At 72.0% G+C, this 15,934-nt stretch carries 15 protein-coding genes; 9 read left to right on the top strand and 6 right to left on the bottom strand.

Features of this window, described 5'->3' with window-relative positions:
• Positions 1-193 precede the first annotated feature (193 nt).
• The 5 genes from QQ657_RS39795 (at position 194) to QQ657_RS39775 (ending at position 6,678) form a co-directional block, all read left to right on the top strand.
• A complete protein-coding gene (locus tag QQ657_RS39795) occupies positions 194-772 on the top strand; it encodes a sigma-70 family RNA polymerase sigma factor (RefSeq protein ID WP_284747518.1) in 579 nt (192 codons plus the stop codon).
• A complete protein-coding gene (locus QQ657_RS39790; RefSeq protein ID WP_284747517.1) occupies positions 769-1,365 on the top strand; it encodes a zf-HC2 domain-containing protein in 597 nt (198 codons plus the stop codon). The genes QQ657_RS39795 and QQ657_RS39790 overlap by 4 nt, the downstream gene beginning before the upstream one ends.
• A 31-nt stretch (positions 1,366-1,396) precedes the next feature.
• Positions 1,397-4,177 (top strand): AAA family ATPase, encoded by a 2,781-nt coding sequence (locus tag QQ657_RS39785; protein WP_284747516.1) that lies wholly within the window; start codon positions 1,397-1,399, stop codon positions 4,175-4,177.
• Between the two features lie 57 nt (positions 4,178-4,234).
• Positions 4,235-5,347, top strand: coding sequence for a dimethylsulfone monooxygenase SfnG (gene sfnG / locus QQ657_RS39780; RefSeq protein WP_284747515.1), 1,113 nt, complete (start codon positions 4,235-4,237; stop codon positions 5,345-5,347).
• Between the two features lie 89 nt (positions 5,348-5,436).
• Positions 5,437-6,678 (top strand): SLC13 family permease, encoded by a 1,242-nt coding sequence (locus tag QQ657_RS39775; RefSeq protein WP_284747514.1) that lies wholly within the window; start codon positions 5,437-5,439, stop codon positions 6,676-6,678.
• 107 nt (positions 6,679-6,785) lie between these two features.
• Here QQ657_RS39775 and QQ657_RS39770 read toward each other — a convergent pair whose 3' ends face one another.
• From QQ657_RS39770 to QQ657_RS39755, 4 genes are all read right to left on the bottom strand, one after another.
• Positions 6,786-8,528: a hypothetical protein gene (locus QQ657_RS39770; protein WP_284747513.1), complete on the bottom strand. Its 1,743-nt coding sequence runs from the start codon at positions 8,526-8,528 to the stop codon at positions 6,786-6,788.
• A 183-nt stretch (positions 8,529-8,711) separates the two neighbouring features.
• A complete protein-coding gene (locus QQ657_RS39765; protein WP_284747512.1) occupies positions 8,712-9,851 on the bottom strand; it encodes a bifunctional RNase H/acid phosphatase in 1,140 nt (379 codons plus the stop codon).
• Complete coding sequence (locus QQ657_RS39760) at positions 9,848-10,585, bottom strand: zinc ribbon domain-containing protein (protein ID WP_284747511.1); 738 nt, start codon at positions 10,583-10,585, stop codon at positions 9,848-9,850. Before QQ657_RS39760 ends, QQ657_RS39765 begins: the two co-directional genes overlap by 4 nt.
• A gap of 9 nt (positions 10,586-10,594) precedes the next feature.
• Positions 10,595-11,416, bottom strand: a complete 822-nt coding sequence (locus tag QQ657_RS39755) for a Nif3-like dinuclear metal center hexameric protein (protein WP_284747510.1) — start codon at positions 11,414-11,416, stop codon at positions 10,595-10,597.
• A gap of 31 nt (positions 11,417-11,447) precedes the next feature.
• On the opposite strand from QQ657_RS39755, the gene QQ657_RS39750 reads away from it, so the two are divergent.
• The 4 genes from QQ657_RS39750 to QQ657_RS39735 all read left to right on the top strand — a co-directional run bounded on the left by QQ657_RS39750 (position 11,448) and on the right by QQ657_RS39735 (position 14,269).
• Positions 11,448-12,005 (top strand): chorismate mutase, encoded by a 558-nt coding sequence (locus QQ657_RS39750; protein ID WP_284747509.1) that lies wholly within the window; start codon positions 11,448-11,450, stop codon positions 12,003-12,005.
• Between the two features lie 231 nt (positions 12,006-12,236).
• Positions 12,237-12,698, top strand: coding sequence for a low molecular weight protein-tyrosine-phosphatase (locus tag QQ657_RS39745; protein WP_284747508.1), 462 nt, complete (start codon positions 12,237-12,239; stop codon positions 12,696-12,698).
• Positions 12,699-12,758: 60 nt separating this feature from the next.
• Positions 12,759-13,601, top strand: coding sequence for an SURF1 family cytochrome oxidase biogenesis protein (locus tag QQ657_RS39740; protein WP_284747507.1), 843 nt, complete (start codon positions 12,759-12,761; stop codon positions 13,599-13,601).
• Positions 13,602-13,651: 50 nt separating this feature from the next.
• The gene (locus QQ657_RS39735) at positions 13,652-14,269 is read left to right on the top strand and encodes an FMN-binding negative transcriptional regulator (RefSeq protein WP_284747506.1); all 618 of its coding nucleotides are present in this window, start codon (positions 13,652-13,654) and stop codon (positions 14,267-14,269) included.
• A 1-nt stretch (position 14,270) separates the two neighbouring features.
• Here the strand turns inward: QQ657_RS39735 and QQ657_RS39730 are convergent, their stop codons facing one another.
• Together QQ657_RS39730 and QQ657_RS39725 are read right to left on the bottom strand one after the other, a co-directional pair.
• A complete protein-coding gene (locus QQ657_RS39730; protein ID WP_284747505.1) occupies positions 14,271-15,161 on the bottom strand; it encodes a cobalamin biosynthesis protein CobD/CbiB in 891 nt (296 codons plus the stop codon).
• A gap of 63 nt (positions 15,162-15,224) precedes the next feature.
• Entirely contained in the window at positions 15,225-15,908 is a 684-nt protein-coding gene (locus QQ657_RS39725) for a FadR/GntR family transcriptional regulator (protein ID WP_284747504.1), read from the bottom strand.
• Positions 15,909-15,934 lie beyond the last annotated feature (26 nt).

Genomic DNA, 15,934 nt, shown 5'->3' with positions numbered 1-15,934 from the left:
AGAACGGCGTTCACCGGTTCTCTCCGTCACCTTTTAGTGACTGTGACGTACATCACAAGACACAATTTGAACCGGCCAGTTCGTACGCCACGGCTAATGGGGCACGAAAACTAATGCATATGGCCTATTAAGTGTTTTTGCGCTACGCTCCGATGGCCCCACGGTCCGCCAGTCAGGTGAGGTTGCGAGCTTTATGGAAGCACTGGGCACGGAATGTCACGGCCAAGTCGGCTACAGCTCGTCCGCCACGGCGGTGCAAGCGCGCCCCGACGCGGCGGACGACCTCGTCCCACTGCTGTACAAGAACTTCCGCGCCACCCTGTTTTCGCAGGTCCTGGCCCTGACGAACCATGATCGACAGTGGACCGAAGACGTCGTGCAGGAGACCATGATCCGCGCGTGGCAGCACTCCGGAACGCTCGAACGCGAGCCCGGAATGCTGCGCGGCTGGCTCCTCACAGTGGCGCGCCGGATCGTCATCGACGGCTGGCGAAATCGCCGGGTCCGCCCGCAGGAGGTCGCTCTGGAGATCCCGGAAAACGCCGAGTCCACCGATCGCGCGGACAGTTCGTTAGCCGCACTAACGATTAGCCGGGCATTGTCGGAACTGGACGAGAAATATCGGTCCGTCATCACCGAGACATACCTCGCCGGAAACACCGTCCGGCAGGCGGCGACAATTCTGGGAATTCCCGAGGGAACCGTCAAATCGCGGTTGTACACGGCGATGCGGCAATTGCGGAAGGCACTCGGCGAAATGGCGGTGCGATGAGGTCGGAGCACCGCGATGCCGCGGCCTACGAGCTCGGCGTCCTCGACGATGCGGAAGAGTTCGAATCACATCTGGCCGGCTGTCCCCGGTGCCGGGATCTGCTCACCGGGTTCCACCCGGTGTCCGCGGCCCTGGCGGAGGCGGCCCGGCTCGGTTACCTCCCGGTCGGCGGTTCTCCCGGCGGTGGCCCACCGCCCTCCGGCGGGCCTCCGGGCTCCGGCGGCTCGGCCGGTGCCGGCTCTCCTGACTCGCCGGCCTCCGGCGGCCCTGCTGCCTTCGGAGCTTCCTCCGCCGGCAGCCCGGCACCCGGTGGCTCCGCCCGGCAGCGGTCCGGCGCGGCCGGCCCGGACTACCCGCCGCCCAGCGTCGGCGCGGCCCGGCGCCGGAAGCCGTGCGTGCTCACCGGCCGGTGGGGGCCGGCCGTGGTCCTGCTGCTCGCGCTGGGCGTGGCCGTGACGGTCGGCTGCGCGGCCCGGCCGGCCACCGCGAGGACCTGGTTCGCATCCGCTGCGTCCATCGTCTCCCCTGCTCAGGTTGTGGCCGGTACCGGCCATGACCTGCGGGATCTCCCGTGGTCAGCCGGTTTCCAGTAGTCTGCCCCAACCCAACATGAAAGTCCTTACGGTGGATACCGAAGTAAATTCCGAGCATCCCGTCAGCGGGGCTTCGGTACCGAAGCGCCCCGCCCCGCGGCTCCCCGGCCGCGAACCCGAGCTCAGCCGTCTGACCAGCCTGTTCCCCGTCGCACTGGACGGCACGGCCGCGAGCGCGGTGCTGGTCGGCGAGTTCGGCATGGGCAAGAGCGCCACGCTCCACACCGCCGCCGCGCTCGCCGCGGACGCCGGCTTCACCGTCGCGGTCGCCACCGGGTCGCGGCTGGAGAGCCACCTGCCCGGCGGGCTCGCCCGCCAGCTGGCCGACGCGCTCGACGAGCCGGGCGCTCCCCGCCCGAGCTTCGCCGAGCAGTGCGGCCCGGCCGGCGAGAGCGAAGCGCTCGAGCACTTCTTCCGCCTCGTCCGCGACGCGACCCAGCGGGGCCCGCTGTTCCTCGGCGTCGACAACGTGCACCTCGCCGACGCCTGGTCGATGCGGTGCCTCGCCTACCTCCGCAACCGCGTGCTCGACCTGCCGGTGTTGATCATACTGACCTCCCTGACCGGGCACCCGCCGCACCGCGAGGTGGCGTTGCTGGAGATGGCGGGCTGCACGCCCGCGACGATCACCCTCAACGGCCTCGGCGACGCGGCCGCGGCGGAGATCCTGGGCCTCGCCCCTGGCGAGCTCGCCACCGCCTGCCGCGAGTCGACCGGCGGCAACCCGTACCTGCTGAACGCGCTGCGGCCGCGGCTGCTGCCCGGCGCGGACCCGCACGAGCTCGGCTCGTCGCTGATCGGCCAGGTGCTCCACACGCGGATGCAGGAGTTCCCGGACGCGCCGGCGATCCTGCACGCGGCCGCGATCCTCGGCGAGGACGCGGGCTTCGACCTGCTGGCCCAGCTCGCCGGGGTGGACGAGCTCGACGCGCTGCAGGCGATCGACACGATGGTCCGGCTGCACCTGCTGCACAACAGCAGCCGCCCGACCCTGACCCTGCCCTTCGTCCGCAACTCCGTGCTCAAGGACATGCCGCAGACCACGCGGGCGGTCAACCACGCGCGCGCGGCGAAGCTGCTGTCCGAGACCGGCGCGGCGGCCGAGCGCGTCGCCGCGCACCTGCTCGAAGCGACGTCGATCCGGATCCCGTGGGGCGTGGACGTCCTGCGGCTGAGCGCGCGCAACGCCGTGTTCTCCAGCCGTCCCGAACTGGGTGCGCGGTACCTGCGGCGGGCTTTGGAGGAGCGGCTGACGTCGGGGCGCCGGGTGGCCGTGCTGCTGCAGCTGGCCCACGCGGAGTTCCAGCTCGACCCGCCCGCCGCGGCGCAGCGGGTGCGCGAGGCCGTCGACACCATCGGCAACCGCGACACGGCCGCGTTCATCGCGTCGGCGATGCTGCTGTCGCTCTGCGGCGGCCAGGACGCGCGGCTCGCGATCAGCGCGGCCGGCCAGATCGCGGCGCGGCTCGACGCCGGCGGCCCGGACGCCGTGTGGCCGCTGCTGTGCATGACCTACCTGGCCGAGGCCGGCAGCCGGCTCGGCCCGCCGCCGGAGTTCCGCGACTTCGAGGAGCAGTGGGCGCCGCTGACCGACCCGGCGGCTCAGCGCAGCCGGTCGGCACTGCTGGCGCTCGACGCGGTCCGCAGCGGTGAATCCTCGCAGGACGCGGTCGCGCACTTCGCGGACGCGATGACCGGCGACGACGGCGAGCTGTTCGAGCAGCACTACTTCTTCACCTTGGCCACCGCGGTGCTCGCGGACGAGCCGGCGCACGTCGACCGGCTGTGCCGCGTCCTCGACGTCGAGCGCGAGCCGTGGGACGTGCACGTGCCGCACGGCGCGCTGCCGACGCTGGCCCGCGGCATCGCACTGCAGGCCAGTGGCGACCTGCAGCGGGCGAGCGTCCACTTCGAGTCGCTGCTGCGCCGCTTCGACGAGCGCGGCGGGACGACGACGTGCCCGGTCGGCGTCCTGTGTGCGGCGAAGCTCGTCGAGTGCTGGGTGGACCTGGGCCGGTTCGAGGCGGCGACGTCGCTGCTGGACCGGATGGACTTCGTCGCCAGCCAGGGCCTGTTCACCCACACCTACCTCCTGTACGCGCGCGGGCGCCTGCGCGTCGCGACCGGGTACACGCGCTTCGGGTTCGAGGACCTGCTCAGCTGCGGGCGCCGGCTCGCGCACCACGGCATGCGGTTCCCGGGGTTCGTGCCGTGGCGCGCGCACGCGGCACGGGCGGCGCTGGCGCTGGGCCAGGCCGACGACGCGGCCCGATTGGCCGAAGAGGACATGACCGCCTCGACGCGCTGGGGCGCGGCGCGGCCGCTGGGCACGGCGCTGACGACGCTCGGGCTCGTCCGCGAGGACGACGAAGCCGAGCGGGCGCTGAACAAGGCGATCACGACGCTCCGCTCGTCCCCCGCCCGCCTGCAGCTGGCGACGGCGCTGACCGAGCTCGGCACGCTGCAGGCGCGGCACGGTCAGTCCGAAAAGGCCATCGAGACGCTGCGGCAGGCGGTGGAGCTGAGCGAGCACTGCGGTGCGCGTCCGCTCGCCCGGCGCGCGGCGGAGGAGCTGCGTTCGGCGCGGCGGGCGCTGACGCCGGCCAAGGACAACGAACACGGCTTGACGCGGCAGGAAAACCGGATCGCCGTCATGGCCGCGCAGGGCCTGACGAACCGCGAGATCGCGACCTCGCTGCACCTCACGCGGCGGACCGTCGAGCTGCACCTGTCCGGCGCGTACCGCAAGCTCGGCATCCCCGGCCGCGCGGAACTCGGTGGCGCACTGGCCAAATCCCAGCGCGGCGGGTGAGTTCCCACCGCGTGGACGCGCGTTGACCGGCTCCGGCGTCGTTGCTCTACTCGGGCCATGTCGCTCGAAGAGCCGTTGAAATTCGCCTACTGGGTCCCGAACGTGAGCGGTGGTCTCGTCACGTCCGACATCGAACAGCGGACGGACTGGGGCTACGAATACAACCGAGATCTCGCTGTCCTCGCCGAAAACAGCGGGTTCGAGTACGCACTCTCGCAGGTTCGCTACACGGCCAGCTACGGCGCCTCGTACCAGCACGAGTCCACCGGGTTCAGCCTGGCGCTGCTGCTCGCGACGCAGCGGCTCAAGGTGATCGCGGCCGTCCACCCCGGACTGTGGCACCCCGGCGTGCTGGCTAAGTTCATCGCCAGCGCCGACGTGATTTCCGGCGGCCGCGCGGCGGTCAACGTGGTGAGCGGGTGGTTCAAGGGCGAGTTCACCGGCCTCGGCGAGCCGTGGCTGGAGCACGACGAGCGTTATCGCCGGTCCGAGGAGTTCATCCGCGTGCTGCGCGAGCTGTGGACGAACGACCACGCCGAGTTCCGCGGCGACTTCTATCGCATCCACGACTTCGACATCAAGCCGAAGCCGGTGGCGGCTCCGCACCCGGAGATCTTCCAGGGCGGCAACTCGACGGCGGCGCGCAAGCTCGCGGGCAGCGTGTCGGACTGGTACTTCAGCAACGGCAAGGACTTCGACGGCTTCAGCGAGCAGGTTTCGGAGGTTCGTGGTTACGCGGCTTCGAATGCGCGGACCGTCCGATTCGGACTGAACGGGTTCCTCATCGCTCGCGAGTCGGAGAGTGAGGCCCGCGCGGTCTTGCAGGAGATCGTCGCGAAGGCGAACGTCGAGGCGGTGGAGGGGTTCCGGTCGGCCGTGGCGCAGGCCGGTAAGTCCACATCGGACTCGAAGGGCATGTGGGCCGACTCGGAGTTCGAGGACCTGGTGCAGTACAACGACGGCTTCCGCACGAAGCTGATCGGGACGCCGGAGCAGATCGCCGACCGGGCGATCGAGTACAAGAAGCGCGGGGCTTCGCTGTTGCTGCTCGGGTTCCTGCACTACCTGGAGGACGTCGAGCACTTCGGCAAGCACGTTCTGCCGGTGATCCGGGCGAAGGAGCAGGACCTGGCGCGGGGTGCCGCCACCCCGGAGCCGCTCGGAGTCTGACCCCCGGCCCGCGGGGGCGCCCCCGTTTTCCACGCTACCCGAGGGCACCGACAAAACCGGCGGGCCCGGCGTCGATTAGCGTTGGGCCGGTGAACTTCTGGGCCGGGGCGGGAAGCCTCGCACTGCTGGCCGCCGTGCTGGTCTTCGCGATCGTGCGGCCGCGGGGCTGGCCCGAAGCGGTCGCCGCGGTGCCGGCGGCCGGCCTCGCGCTCCTGCTGGGGCTCGTGCGGCCGGAAGCGGCCGGGGCCCGGGCCGTCGAGATCCTGCCGACTTTGGGCTTTCTGGCCGCGATCCTCCTGGTGTCCTTTTTGGCCAGTGTGGACGGCGTCTTCACCTGGCTCGGCAACCGCCTGGCGGAGGCCTGTCACGGCAAGCCGCGGCGGCTGCTGGTGCTCACCTTCGCCGCGGCGGCCGGGGTGACCGCGGTCCTCAGCCTGGACGCGACGGTCGTCCTGCTCACCCCGGTGGTCCTGGCGACGGCGACGAGCCTGCGCCTGCCGGCCCGGCCGCACGTCTACGCGTGCGCGCACCTGGCGAACTCGGCGTCGACGCTGCTGCCGGTGTCGAACCTGACGAACCTGCTGGCGTTCGGCGCGTCGGGGCTGACGTTCGCCGGGTTCACGGCGGCGATGGCGTTGCCGTGGCTGGTCACGGTGGCGATCGAGCTGGTGGTGTTCCTGCGGTTCTTCGCCGCCGACCTGCGCCCGCGCTCGACGGCGGAGCCGGCCCAGCACCTGGAGACGCCGACGTTCGCGCTGGTCGTCCTGGGGCTGACGCTGGCCGGCTTCGCGCTGGGGCCCCTCGGCCACGTCGAGCCGGTGTGGATCGCGGCGCTGGCCGCGCTGATCCTCGGCACCCGGGCGCTGGCTTCGGGCAAGATCCGGCCGTGGCAGCTGGTGACGGAGGCGGCGCCGCAGCTGTGCCTGTTCGTGCTGGGCCTGGCGGTGGTGGTCGAGGCGGTCTCGGAGCACCTGCTCGGCGGCGTGCTCCGCTCGGTGCTGCCGTCCTCGACGGGCCTGGTGGACCTGCTGCTGGCGGCGGGGGTGGCGGCCCTGCTGGCCAACCTGGTGAACAACCTCCCGGCGACGCTGATCCTGCTGTCGGTCCTGGGCCCGCACCCGGCACCGGGGGTGTTGCTGGCGGTGCTGCTGGGGGTCAACATCGGCCCGAACGCGAGCTATCTGGGTTCACTGGCGACGCTGTTGTGGCGCCGGACGTTGCCGGAGCACCCGTCGGCGAAGACGTTCCACGTGCTCGGGGCGATCACAACGCCCCTGTGCCTGGCCGCGGCGACGGTGGCCCTGTGGTTCAGCCTGGGCCTGGTGACGTAACCCGTAACCGACGTGATCGGAGCCGGATCTCACGTGATTGAAGCCGGAACTGGCGAGTTCCGGCTTCAATCACGCGAGCTACGGGTCAAATCACGCGAGATCCGGACTCAGCCGGGCATCGTGAGGGTCTGGCCCGGCTTCATCGTCGCCCCGCAGTCGTCCAGTGGGCCGCCGAAGCGGTCCGCCGCCACCGCCGGGATCGTCTTCGCCGCGTAGTCCTGGGCCGCCTTCAGCTTGGCCGGGTCCGTCACCGCGTCCTTGCGGACCCAGTCGCCGTTGCGCAGCCCCTCGATCGGCGAGCTGTAGATCAGCACGTAGTCGCGGTCCAGGCGCGGGTCCAGCGCGATCCCGTTGCCCGCCGCCCACGGGCCCCACGAGTGGATGAACGTCGGCTTCACCGTGTCGAACACGTAGTTGCGCAGGCCCGCCAGGTCGTTGTCGTGGACCAGGTCGGCGATCGGCTTGTTGACCAGGCCCGCCATGTCCACCAGCTCGAGCCGGCTGGTCATCGACGAACCGCCGAGGTCCGGCAGCAGCAGGGACGCCTTCTGGATGCCCAGGATGTCCGCGTACGTGTTGAACCCGCGGCCGAAGCGGTCGGCCACCAGGCACGCCGTGATGTTCGGGTTCTTCGCGAACTTGTCCGCGGCCTGCGCGAACCCGATCGCCGACGGGACGAACGCCCCCACCAGCACCGCGACGATGCCGATCCGCAGCAGCGCGCGCCGGTGCTTGAGCAGCTCGCCCGCCGACAGCGTGCCCGCGATGACCGCCAGCGGCCAGATCGGGCTGGCGAACCGGTGCTGGTACATCCAGTCGGCGACCATCACGCCGTACGCGATGATCCCCAGCCCCAGCGGCACCAGCAGCGCGATCAGCGGCCGCCGCCACGGCGCCTTGACCAGCGCGAACGCGATCACGAGCGCCAGCAGAACCACGCCCGCCCAGCCCGCGTAGCCGGCCAGCTCGAACGGGCGCTTCACCGCGTCGAACCCCGGGAGACCCTGCTGCTTGGCCACCGACGGGTTGGCCAGCAGCCGCCCGAACTCCGAGTGCCGCCAGACGACGTACGCGCCGAACGGCACCGCGAACGCCGCCACCGACAGCAGCGCCAGGCGGAAGCTCTTCCAGAACAGGCCGTCGCGCAGCAGGAACAGCGCCGCCAGCGGGTACGCGCCCGCGTAGATGAGGCCTTCCGGGCGGGTCAGCGCGGCGAACGCGACCATGACGCCCGCCCAGAGCGCGACCTTCGGCGTCAGCAGCTTGTCGCGCTTGACCGAGACGAACAGCGTGACCGCCAGCGTGACGACCACGAACGCGAACAGCGAGTTCTCCAGGCCGGACACGACCCAGATGACGAACGACGGGATCGTCGCCAGTGTCAGGCCGGCGATCAGCGTGACCAGCCAGGCGAAGCGCGTGAAGATCTGCTTCGCGGCGATGTAGCACGCCGTCAGGATGCCGCCGGTGAACAGCAGGCCCAGCAGCTTCGGGAACAGCACGTAGTCGGGCAGGCCGAAGAGCTGGCCGTGGTCGAAGAGGCCGACGAGCTTGCCGACGCCGAGCAGCACCATCCACGTCGGGTCGGAGAAGCCCTCGACCGGCGGGGCGCCCGGCTGCAGCACCGGGCCGAGGCCGTCGGCGAAGCTGCGGGCGTAGGAGAACGTGATGGCGGCGTCGTCGACGATCCAGTGGCCGTAGCGCAGGGCGTGGACGGCGACCGCCGCGACGCCGGCGAGCACGGCCAGCACCGGCGCCAGCCGAGCACCCCAGCCCCGCGTGGTCGTCGCGGGCGTGGGCTCCTCGGGCAGGTCGCTGGGCGATGTCTCGGTGAGTGCGCTAGCCGTCATGTCCTCGTCACTGTTCCGCCCGCAGGCCTCTGCCGGTGGGATACGCACGAGCTGGCGCCCCATGAAGCGCGCCCGAGGCCGGGCCCGCCACCGCGGCGTCGCGGTCGGGACACTGTAGCCAATACCCCATCAGGGGTCCGCCACGCGTCGGCATTGAGCGTGATCCACCCCACACTTCGACGGTCAGGCCAGGTGCGACGTGTCGTTGACCAGCCGGACCGACGCGTTCCCGTCCGGGTAGAACTCGACGATCGACAGCGACGCCAGGTCCAGGTGCAGCCGGAACAGCAGCTGCGGGCCGGCGTCGAGGCCCATCCGGAGCAGCGTCTTGATCGGCGTCACGTGGCTGACCAGCAGCAACGTCTTCCCGCCGTGTTCGGCGATCAGCTCGTCGCGGGCCTTGCGGACGCGCCGGTGCACGACGTCGAAGCTCTCCCCTCCGGGCGGCGGCACCGAACTGTCGCCCAGCCACGAGCTGTGCAGTTCGGGGTCGCGCTCGGCCGCTTCGGCGAACGTCAGGCCCTCCCAGTCACCGAAGTCGGTCTCGATGAGGCCGGGGTGGGTCTCGACGCGGCCGCCGAGCGCGTCGGCGACGGCCTGCGCGGTCTGCTTCGTGCGCGTGAGCGGCGAGGAGATGATCGGGACGGCCTCGCCGTCGACGACCAGGCCTTCCATCGCGGCCAGCCGCTTCGCCGCCGCTGCGGCCTGCGCCCGGCCCAGTTCGGTCAGCGGGACGTCGCCGCGGCCGGAGTAGCGGCGCAGCGCCGACATCTCCGTCTGGCCGTGGCGCAGCAGGAGCAGCCGGGTCGGTGTGCCGCGTGCGCCGGTCCAGGCCACTGTCGCGCGGTCGGGCCGCCGGGTCGGCAGCTTCGGCACGGCCGGGGAGGTCCCCGGCCTCCCGGCGGCCGGCTTCCCCGTGGCCGCGTCCATGGCTTCGTTGGCGAGCCGGTCGGCGTGCGAGTTCTCCGCGCGCGGGATCCAGTCGTACTTGACGCGGGAGAAGCCGGCGGCAAGCTCCTTGGCCCGCTCGGCCAGCGGCTGCATGTCCGGGTGCTTGATCTTCCAGCGCCCGGACATCTGCTCCACCACGAGCTTCGAGTCCATCCGGACGTCCACAGTGGACGCTCCGAGCTCGGCCGCGGCGGTCAGCCCGGCGATCAGGCCGTTGTACTCGGCGACGTTGTTGGTGACGACGCCCAGGCTTTCCTTGCGTTCGGCCAGGACCTCGTCGGTCGCGGCGTCCTTCACGACGGCGCCGTAGCCGGCGGGCCCGGGGTTGCCCCGGGAGCCACCGTCCGCCTCGACGATCACGTGCGACGTCACAGACCCGACTCCATGGTCCGGACCAGCACCGCGCCGCAGTTCTCGCACTGGATGACGTCGTCCTCCGGCGCGGCCTTGATCTCGGCGATCGTGTTGCGGTCCATCTCCAGCTGGCACGCACCGCAGCGGCGGGCACGCAGCAGCGCGGCACCGATGCCCTTGTGCTCCCGGACGCGCTCGTACAGCTTGAGCAGCGGCTCCGGGAAGCGCGGCAGCAGCTTCGCGCGGTCTTCGTCGCGGCGGGCGCGGGTGGTGTCGAGGTCCTTGAACGCCTCGTCGCGGCGGGTGATCGCGGCGGCGACCTCGGCCTCGGCCTTGTCGACCTCGGCGCCGGTGCGCTGCGCGTCCAGGCCGAGGGCCTCGCGCTGCTCCATCAGCTCCAGCAGGTCGTCCTCCAGCGCGCTCTGCCGGCGCTGCAGGGTCTGCAGCTCGTGCTCGATGTCGGTCATCTGCTTCGAGTTGACCGACCCGGACGCCAGGAGCTTGCGGTCGCGGTCCTCGCGGGCGCGCACCGACTCGATCTCCTTCTCCTGCCGGGCGACCTCGCGGTCGAGGTCGGAGGCGGCGGTCTCCACGGACACCAGGGCGTCGCGGCGCTCGCGGGCGGTCTTCTCCCCCGCGTCGATCTCGGCCAGTTCGGGCAGGGTGCGACGGCGGTGCGCGGTGCGCGAGAGCTCGGCGTCCACCTTGGCGAGCTCGAGCAACTGGCGCTGCACGGCGGGTTCGGCCTTCACGGTGCTCCTCTAAATAGATGTGCGCTCGGCGCGGACGTTCCACGGGTCGGTGCACCGCGTGGAGACGTAGCTGTCGACGTTACCCGCAAACGCTCGCGCCACGACCGCCGAGGCTTGCCCGCACCACGGCCATTCGCTGGCCCAGTGGGTCAAGCCGACCAGCGCGGGCACGGCGCCGGGGTTCGCGAGGTGCTCGCCCGCGGGGTGATGCCGCAGGTCGGCGGTGACGAAGGCGTCGACCCCGGCCGTGGTGGCCTGCTTCAGGTAGGAGTCGCCGGCCCCGCCGGACACCGCGACGGTGCGGATCGGGCGGTCGGCGTCGCCCGCGCCGAGCACACCGGGCACGGTCGCCGGGAGGGCTTCGGCGACGCGCTGGACGAACGTCGCGAACGGCTCCGCTTCGGGCAGTTCGCCGATGCGGCCGATGCCGGTGACGCCGTCTTCGTTGGGCGACAGCGGTCCGGTGACGCGCAACCCGATCGCCTGCGCGAGGGCGTCCGAGACGCCGGGGTCGGCGGAGTCGGCGTTGGTGTGCGCGCAGTAGAGGGCGGTGCCGGTGCGGATCATCCGGTGCACCAGCGAGCCCTTGGCGGTGTCGGCGGGCACGCCGTGCACGCCGCGCAGCAGCAGCGGGTGGTGCGCGACGATCAGCTGCGCGCCGAGATCGGCGGCCTCGTCGATGGTCTCCTCGACCGGGTCGACGCAGAACAGCACGCGCGTGACGGACTCGGCCGGGTCGCCGCAGACGAGGCCGACGGCGTCCCACGACTCGGCGAGCGCGGGCGGGTAGGCCTGCTCCAGGACGGTGATGATTTCGGAAAGCGCGGGCACCGGGGGATCTTCGCATGTACGGTCGCGGGCCATGCGAGTACTGGCTGTGCTCTTCGCGGTGGTGTCCGGGCTGGTCTTGGCTTCGCTCCCGGCGTCGGCTTCGAGCTCGTCGTTGTGGCAGCTGACGGATCTGGCGGCGCAGCGCGTCGCGATCGCCGACAAGGTGGCAGCGGCGAAGTACGGCACGCCATCCCCGATCGACGATCCGGTGCGCGAGCAGCAGATCTACGACTCGGTGGCGGCGCGGGCGCCGGAGCTGGGTCTCGACCCGGCGGACGCGGTGCGGTTCTTCCACGCCCAGATCGAGGCGAACAAGGTCGTCCAGCGGGGGCTGTACGCGCGCTGGGACGCGCATCCCTCGGAGGCGCCGACGACGAAGCCGGACCTGGGCGAGATCCGCCCGGTGATCGACCGGCTGAACACGGGCCTGCTGACCGAACTGAGCACTTCGCTCGGTGTGCGGAAGGCCCGTTCGTGCCCGAAGCGCCAGCTGGTGGCGGCGGGTGTGGCGGACGTGGTGCACCGCTTCGACCTGCTGCACGCGCGAGCGCTGGGTGAGGCGACGTCGGCGACGTGCATCACTCGTTAGGGGCGCTCCGGCGGCGGGTCGACCACCGCCGCCGCGAGCGCCGGGTGGAGCGTCAGTTGCAGTTGCCGCAGCAGCCGCAGCCCTGACCGGTGCACTTCGAGCAGCATCCGTGCATGATCGCTCTCCTTCCGGTACGCGTCCTCGCGAGATCGACGCTAAGTGGCCGCGCGGGGGACCGGGTACCGCCGAGCGAGCGGGTGACCGGGTGAACCAGCCGGTTACGCTCGCGAGGTGACGCACCTCGTCTTCGTCTGCTCCGGCAACATCTGCCGCTCCCCGATGGCCGAACTCGTCTTCCGCGCGCGGCTCGAGGACGCGGGCCTCGGCGACGCCGTCCGCGTGTCCAGCGCCGGCACCGGGCCCTGGCACGCCGGGGAACGCGCCGACAAACGGGCCCGCGCGACGCTCAAGGAGCACGGCTACCCGACCGAACACGTCGCCTCCGAGGTCTCGGACGAAGACCTCGGTGCCGACCTGCTGCTCGCCGCCGACGAAGGGCACGCGGAGTTCCTGCGCTCGCGCGTCGGCGATCCCGCGAAGGTGCGGCTGCTGCGGTCGTTCGACCCGTCGGCCCCCGAAGGCGCCGAAGTCCCGGACCCCTACTACGGCGGTGACGACGGCTTCGAAGACGTCCTCGGCATGATCGAACGCTCCGTGCCCGGTTTGCTGGATTGGGTGCGTTCGCGCGGGTAGAAGTCACAGCGGGTGGAGGTCGGCGGGCGGCCCGGGCGGGGCACGGCCTACCGTGGTGGGGTGCGGTTGCGGTTCCTGCTCAAGCCCGGGTGGCTGGCGCTGACGGTGGTGGTGTTCACCTTCGCCATCTGCTGCTTCACGCTGCTTTCACCGTGGCAGTTCAGCCGCAACGCCGAACGCGAGCAGCAGAACTCCTCGCTGGAGGCGTCGTTCACCGCGCCGCCCCTGCCGCTGGCGCAGCTGCTGCCGCCGGGGAGCGAGCCCGGCCAGCGCACCGAGTGGCACCTCGTCTCGATCACCGGCCAGTACCTCGCGGACAAGGAAGTCGTCGCGCGGCTGCGCACGGTCCAGGGCGAAGGCGCCTTCGAGGTACTGACGCCGATGCGGACCACCGACGGCACGGTCGTCCTGGTCGACCGCGGGTACGTCCGGCTCGACAGCAAGTCCGGCGTGCTGCCGTACGCGCCGCCGCCGCCCGGGATCGTGCAGGTCACCGCGCGGGCGCGCGCCGACGAGACCGACCCGAAGAACCGGGACGCCTTCGCCGACGCGTCGACCGCCGGGCAGCTGCAGAGCTACGTCGTCGACTCGCGGGTGGTCGCGCGGGCCGGGAAGCTCGACATCCGGCCCGGGTACTTCCAGCTCGACACCGACCAGCCCGGCGTGCTGGGCGCGCTGCCGCTGCCGCAGACCGATTCGGGCCCGTTCCTGTCGTACGCGCTGCAGTGGATCGCGTTCGGCGCGATGGCGCTGCTGGGCTGGCTGTACTTCACCGTGCGTGAGCTGAAGCCGGGCGGCGCGCTGGTCACGTCGTCGGAGGCGCCGGCTTCCGGGACGCGCCGGAAGTCCGTCGCGGAGATCCTGGCCGAGGACGAGCTGGCCGAAAGTGGCCATCAGAAATAGCTCGTTATTGGCCCTTTTTCCGGGCCACTTGCGGCCGTGAGACTGGGGTCATGCTGATCCACCCGTGGGACGCCGCCGACGACGCCGAATGGCGCGAGTGGCTCTCCGACCACGACTTCGGCCAGCTGATCGCCGGCGGCGCGGGCCGCGACCTGCCGGTGGTGACCCCGGCCCACTTCGCGTTCGACGGCGACCGCAGGGTGGTCACCCACCTGGCGCGCCCGAACCCGATCTGGCCGCTGCTGGAGGAACACCCGCGAGCGCTGCTGACGGTGGTCGACGACTACACGTACATCCGCGCGGACTGGAACACGGCCGTGGACCCGGCGTACGGGGTCCCGACGTCGTACTACGCGACGGTCCAGCTCGAGGGAGACGTGCGGCTGGTCGACGATCCGGCGGCGAAGGCTTTGTTGCTGGAGAAGCAGTTGCGCCATTTCGAGACGGACGGTGCCCGGGCGGTCGTCAGTGCGGCTTCGGAGTCGCCGGACCGCCGGTTGCTGCCGGGGATCCGCGGGATCGAGTTCACGATCACGGGCGTGCGGGCGAAGTTCAAGTTCGGCGGGAACAAGACGGACGAGGACCGGGAGCGGATCGGTACTCACCTGGCCGAGCGGAGTGGGCGGCTCGACGCGGAGGCCTTGGCGCAGCTGCGCCGCCGCGGCTGAGTCAGCGCGAGCGGCGCCGGAAACCCGCCACCACGGCCAAAACCACCGACGTCACGGCGGCCAGCCACCCCACGACCCGGGACAGCTCCACCGCCCGCGTCACGTGCCCCGCGTCCGGGTTCCGGCCGACGCCCAGCACCGGCAGCTCCGCCACCCCGTGCGGGTACACCGTCCGCCCGCCGACGCGGACCTCCAGTGCTCCCGCGAAGGCCGCCTCGACCCGGCCCGCGTTCGGGCTCGGGTGGGCGATCGTGTCGCGGCGCCAGGCCCGCCAGGCCCCTCCCGCCGAACCGCCGACCACCGGGGCCGCCAAGACCGTCAGGCCCGCCGCCATGCGGGTCGGGACCAGGTGGACCAGCTCGTCGAGCCGGTCGATCGCCCAGTGCCCCGACCGCCCCACGCGCGCGCGGCGCAGCAGGCTCACCGCCCGCGCGCCGAGCAGGCCAGGGACGCCCGCCACCGCGCCCCAGACCAGGGGCGCCACCACCGCGTCCGACGTGTTCTCCGCCAGCGTCTCCACCGAGGCGCGGGACAGCCCGACCAGCTCCAGGCCGTCGGCCACGCGCGGGTCCAGTTCGGACAGTGTCGCGCGCGCCGGGTCGAAGCGGGACTCCTCGAGGTCGCGGGCCAGCTCCGTGCCCTGCACGGCCAGGCCGGCCGCGCCGAGCACCGCCCACGTCGTCACCGCCGTCGCCGAGGCCTGCACCAGCGGGCGGCCGCGGCCGGCGCGCTCGAGCAGCAGACCGGCGGCCACCGCGGCGCCGGCGACCGCGGCGCCCTTGCCCGGCGCGAGCCGCCGGAACGCCGTCACCGGAGGACGACGGCGCGGGTCGCCGAGGGCGCCGTCGGCCGCCACGCCCAACACCAGTCCGATCGCGCGCGCCGCGCTCACCCGTGCCCCCCGGCAGAAGAAAGTCCAGTTCCCGAGGAGGCTACTCGCCCCCGCCGCACCGTCTTACTCGACCAGCGCCGCGATCTCCTCACGCGCTTGGACGACGATGTCGCGCATCGCCCGCTCCGCCCGGTCCGCGTCCCCGGCCGCGACCGCCGCGGCGACCTCCAGGTGCAGCGCCACGGCTTCGGGCTGCGGCTCCGGCGGCATCAGCCCGTGCCCGGTCCGCCCGGTGAGCACCTCCGCGACGACCTCGGACAGCTGCGCGAACATCGGGTTCCCGGACGCGCCGAGCAGCAGGTCGTGGAACGCGATGTCGAACTCGAGGAACGTCGAGAGGTCGCGGGCCCGGGCCGTCCGCGCCAGCCGCTCCCCCAGCGCGCCGAGCCGTCCGCGCTCCTCCGGCGTCGCGCGCAGGGCCGCGTACCGCGCCGCGCACGGCTCGATCGCCGACCGCAGCTCGTTCAGCGTCGCGAGCGCCGCCGGGCGCGCGGGGCCGTCGAGCTGCCAGCGGATCAGCCGCGGGTCGTAGTGGTTCCAGTCCGCCGGCTCCCGGACGATCACCCCGACCCGGCGCTTGCTGCTGGTCAGCCGCATCGTCTCCAGCACTCGGACGACTTCGCGCGCCACCGTCCGCGAAGCGCCGAAGCGCTCTTGCAGCTCTTCGGAGCGCAAGACGGTGCCGGGCGTCAGCGCTCCGTTCGCGATCGACGCGCCGAGGGCGTCCAGTACCTGCTCGTGCCTCACCCGGCCAACCTAGCCGTCTGATTCGA

It is taken from the genome of Amycolatopsis ponsaeliensis, from assembly GCF_030182635.1.
Lineage (GTDB): Bacteria > Actinomycetota > Actinomycetes > Mycobacteriales > Pseudonocardiaceae > Amycolatopsis > Amycolatopsis ponsaeliensis.
This window is presented reverse-complemented; position numbering and strand designations above follow the sequence as displayed.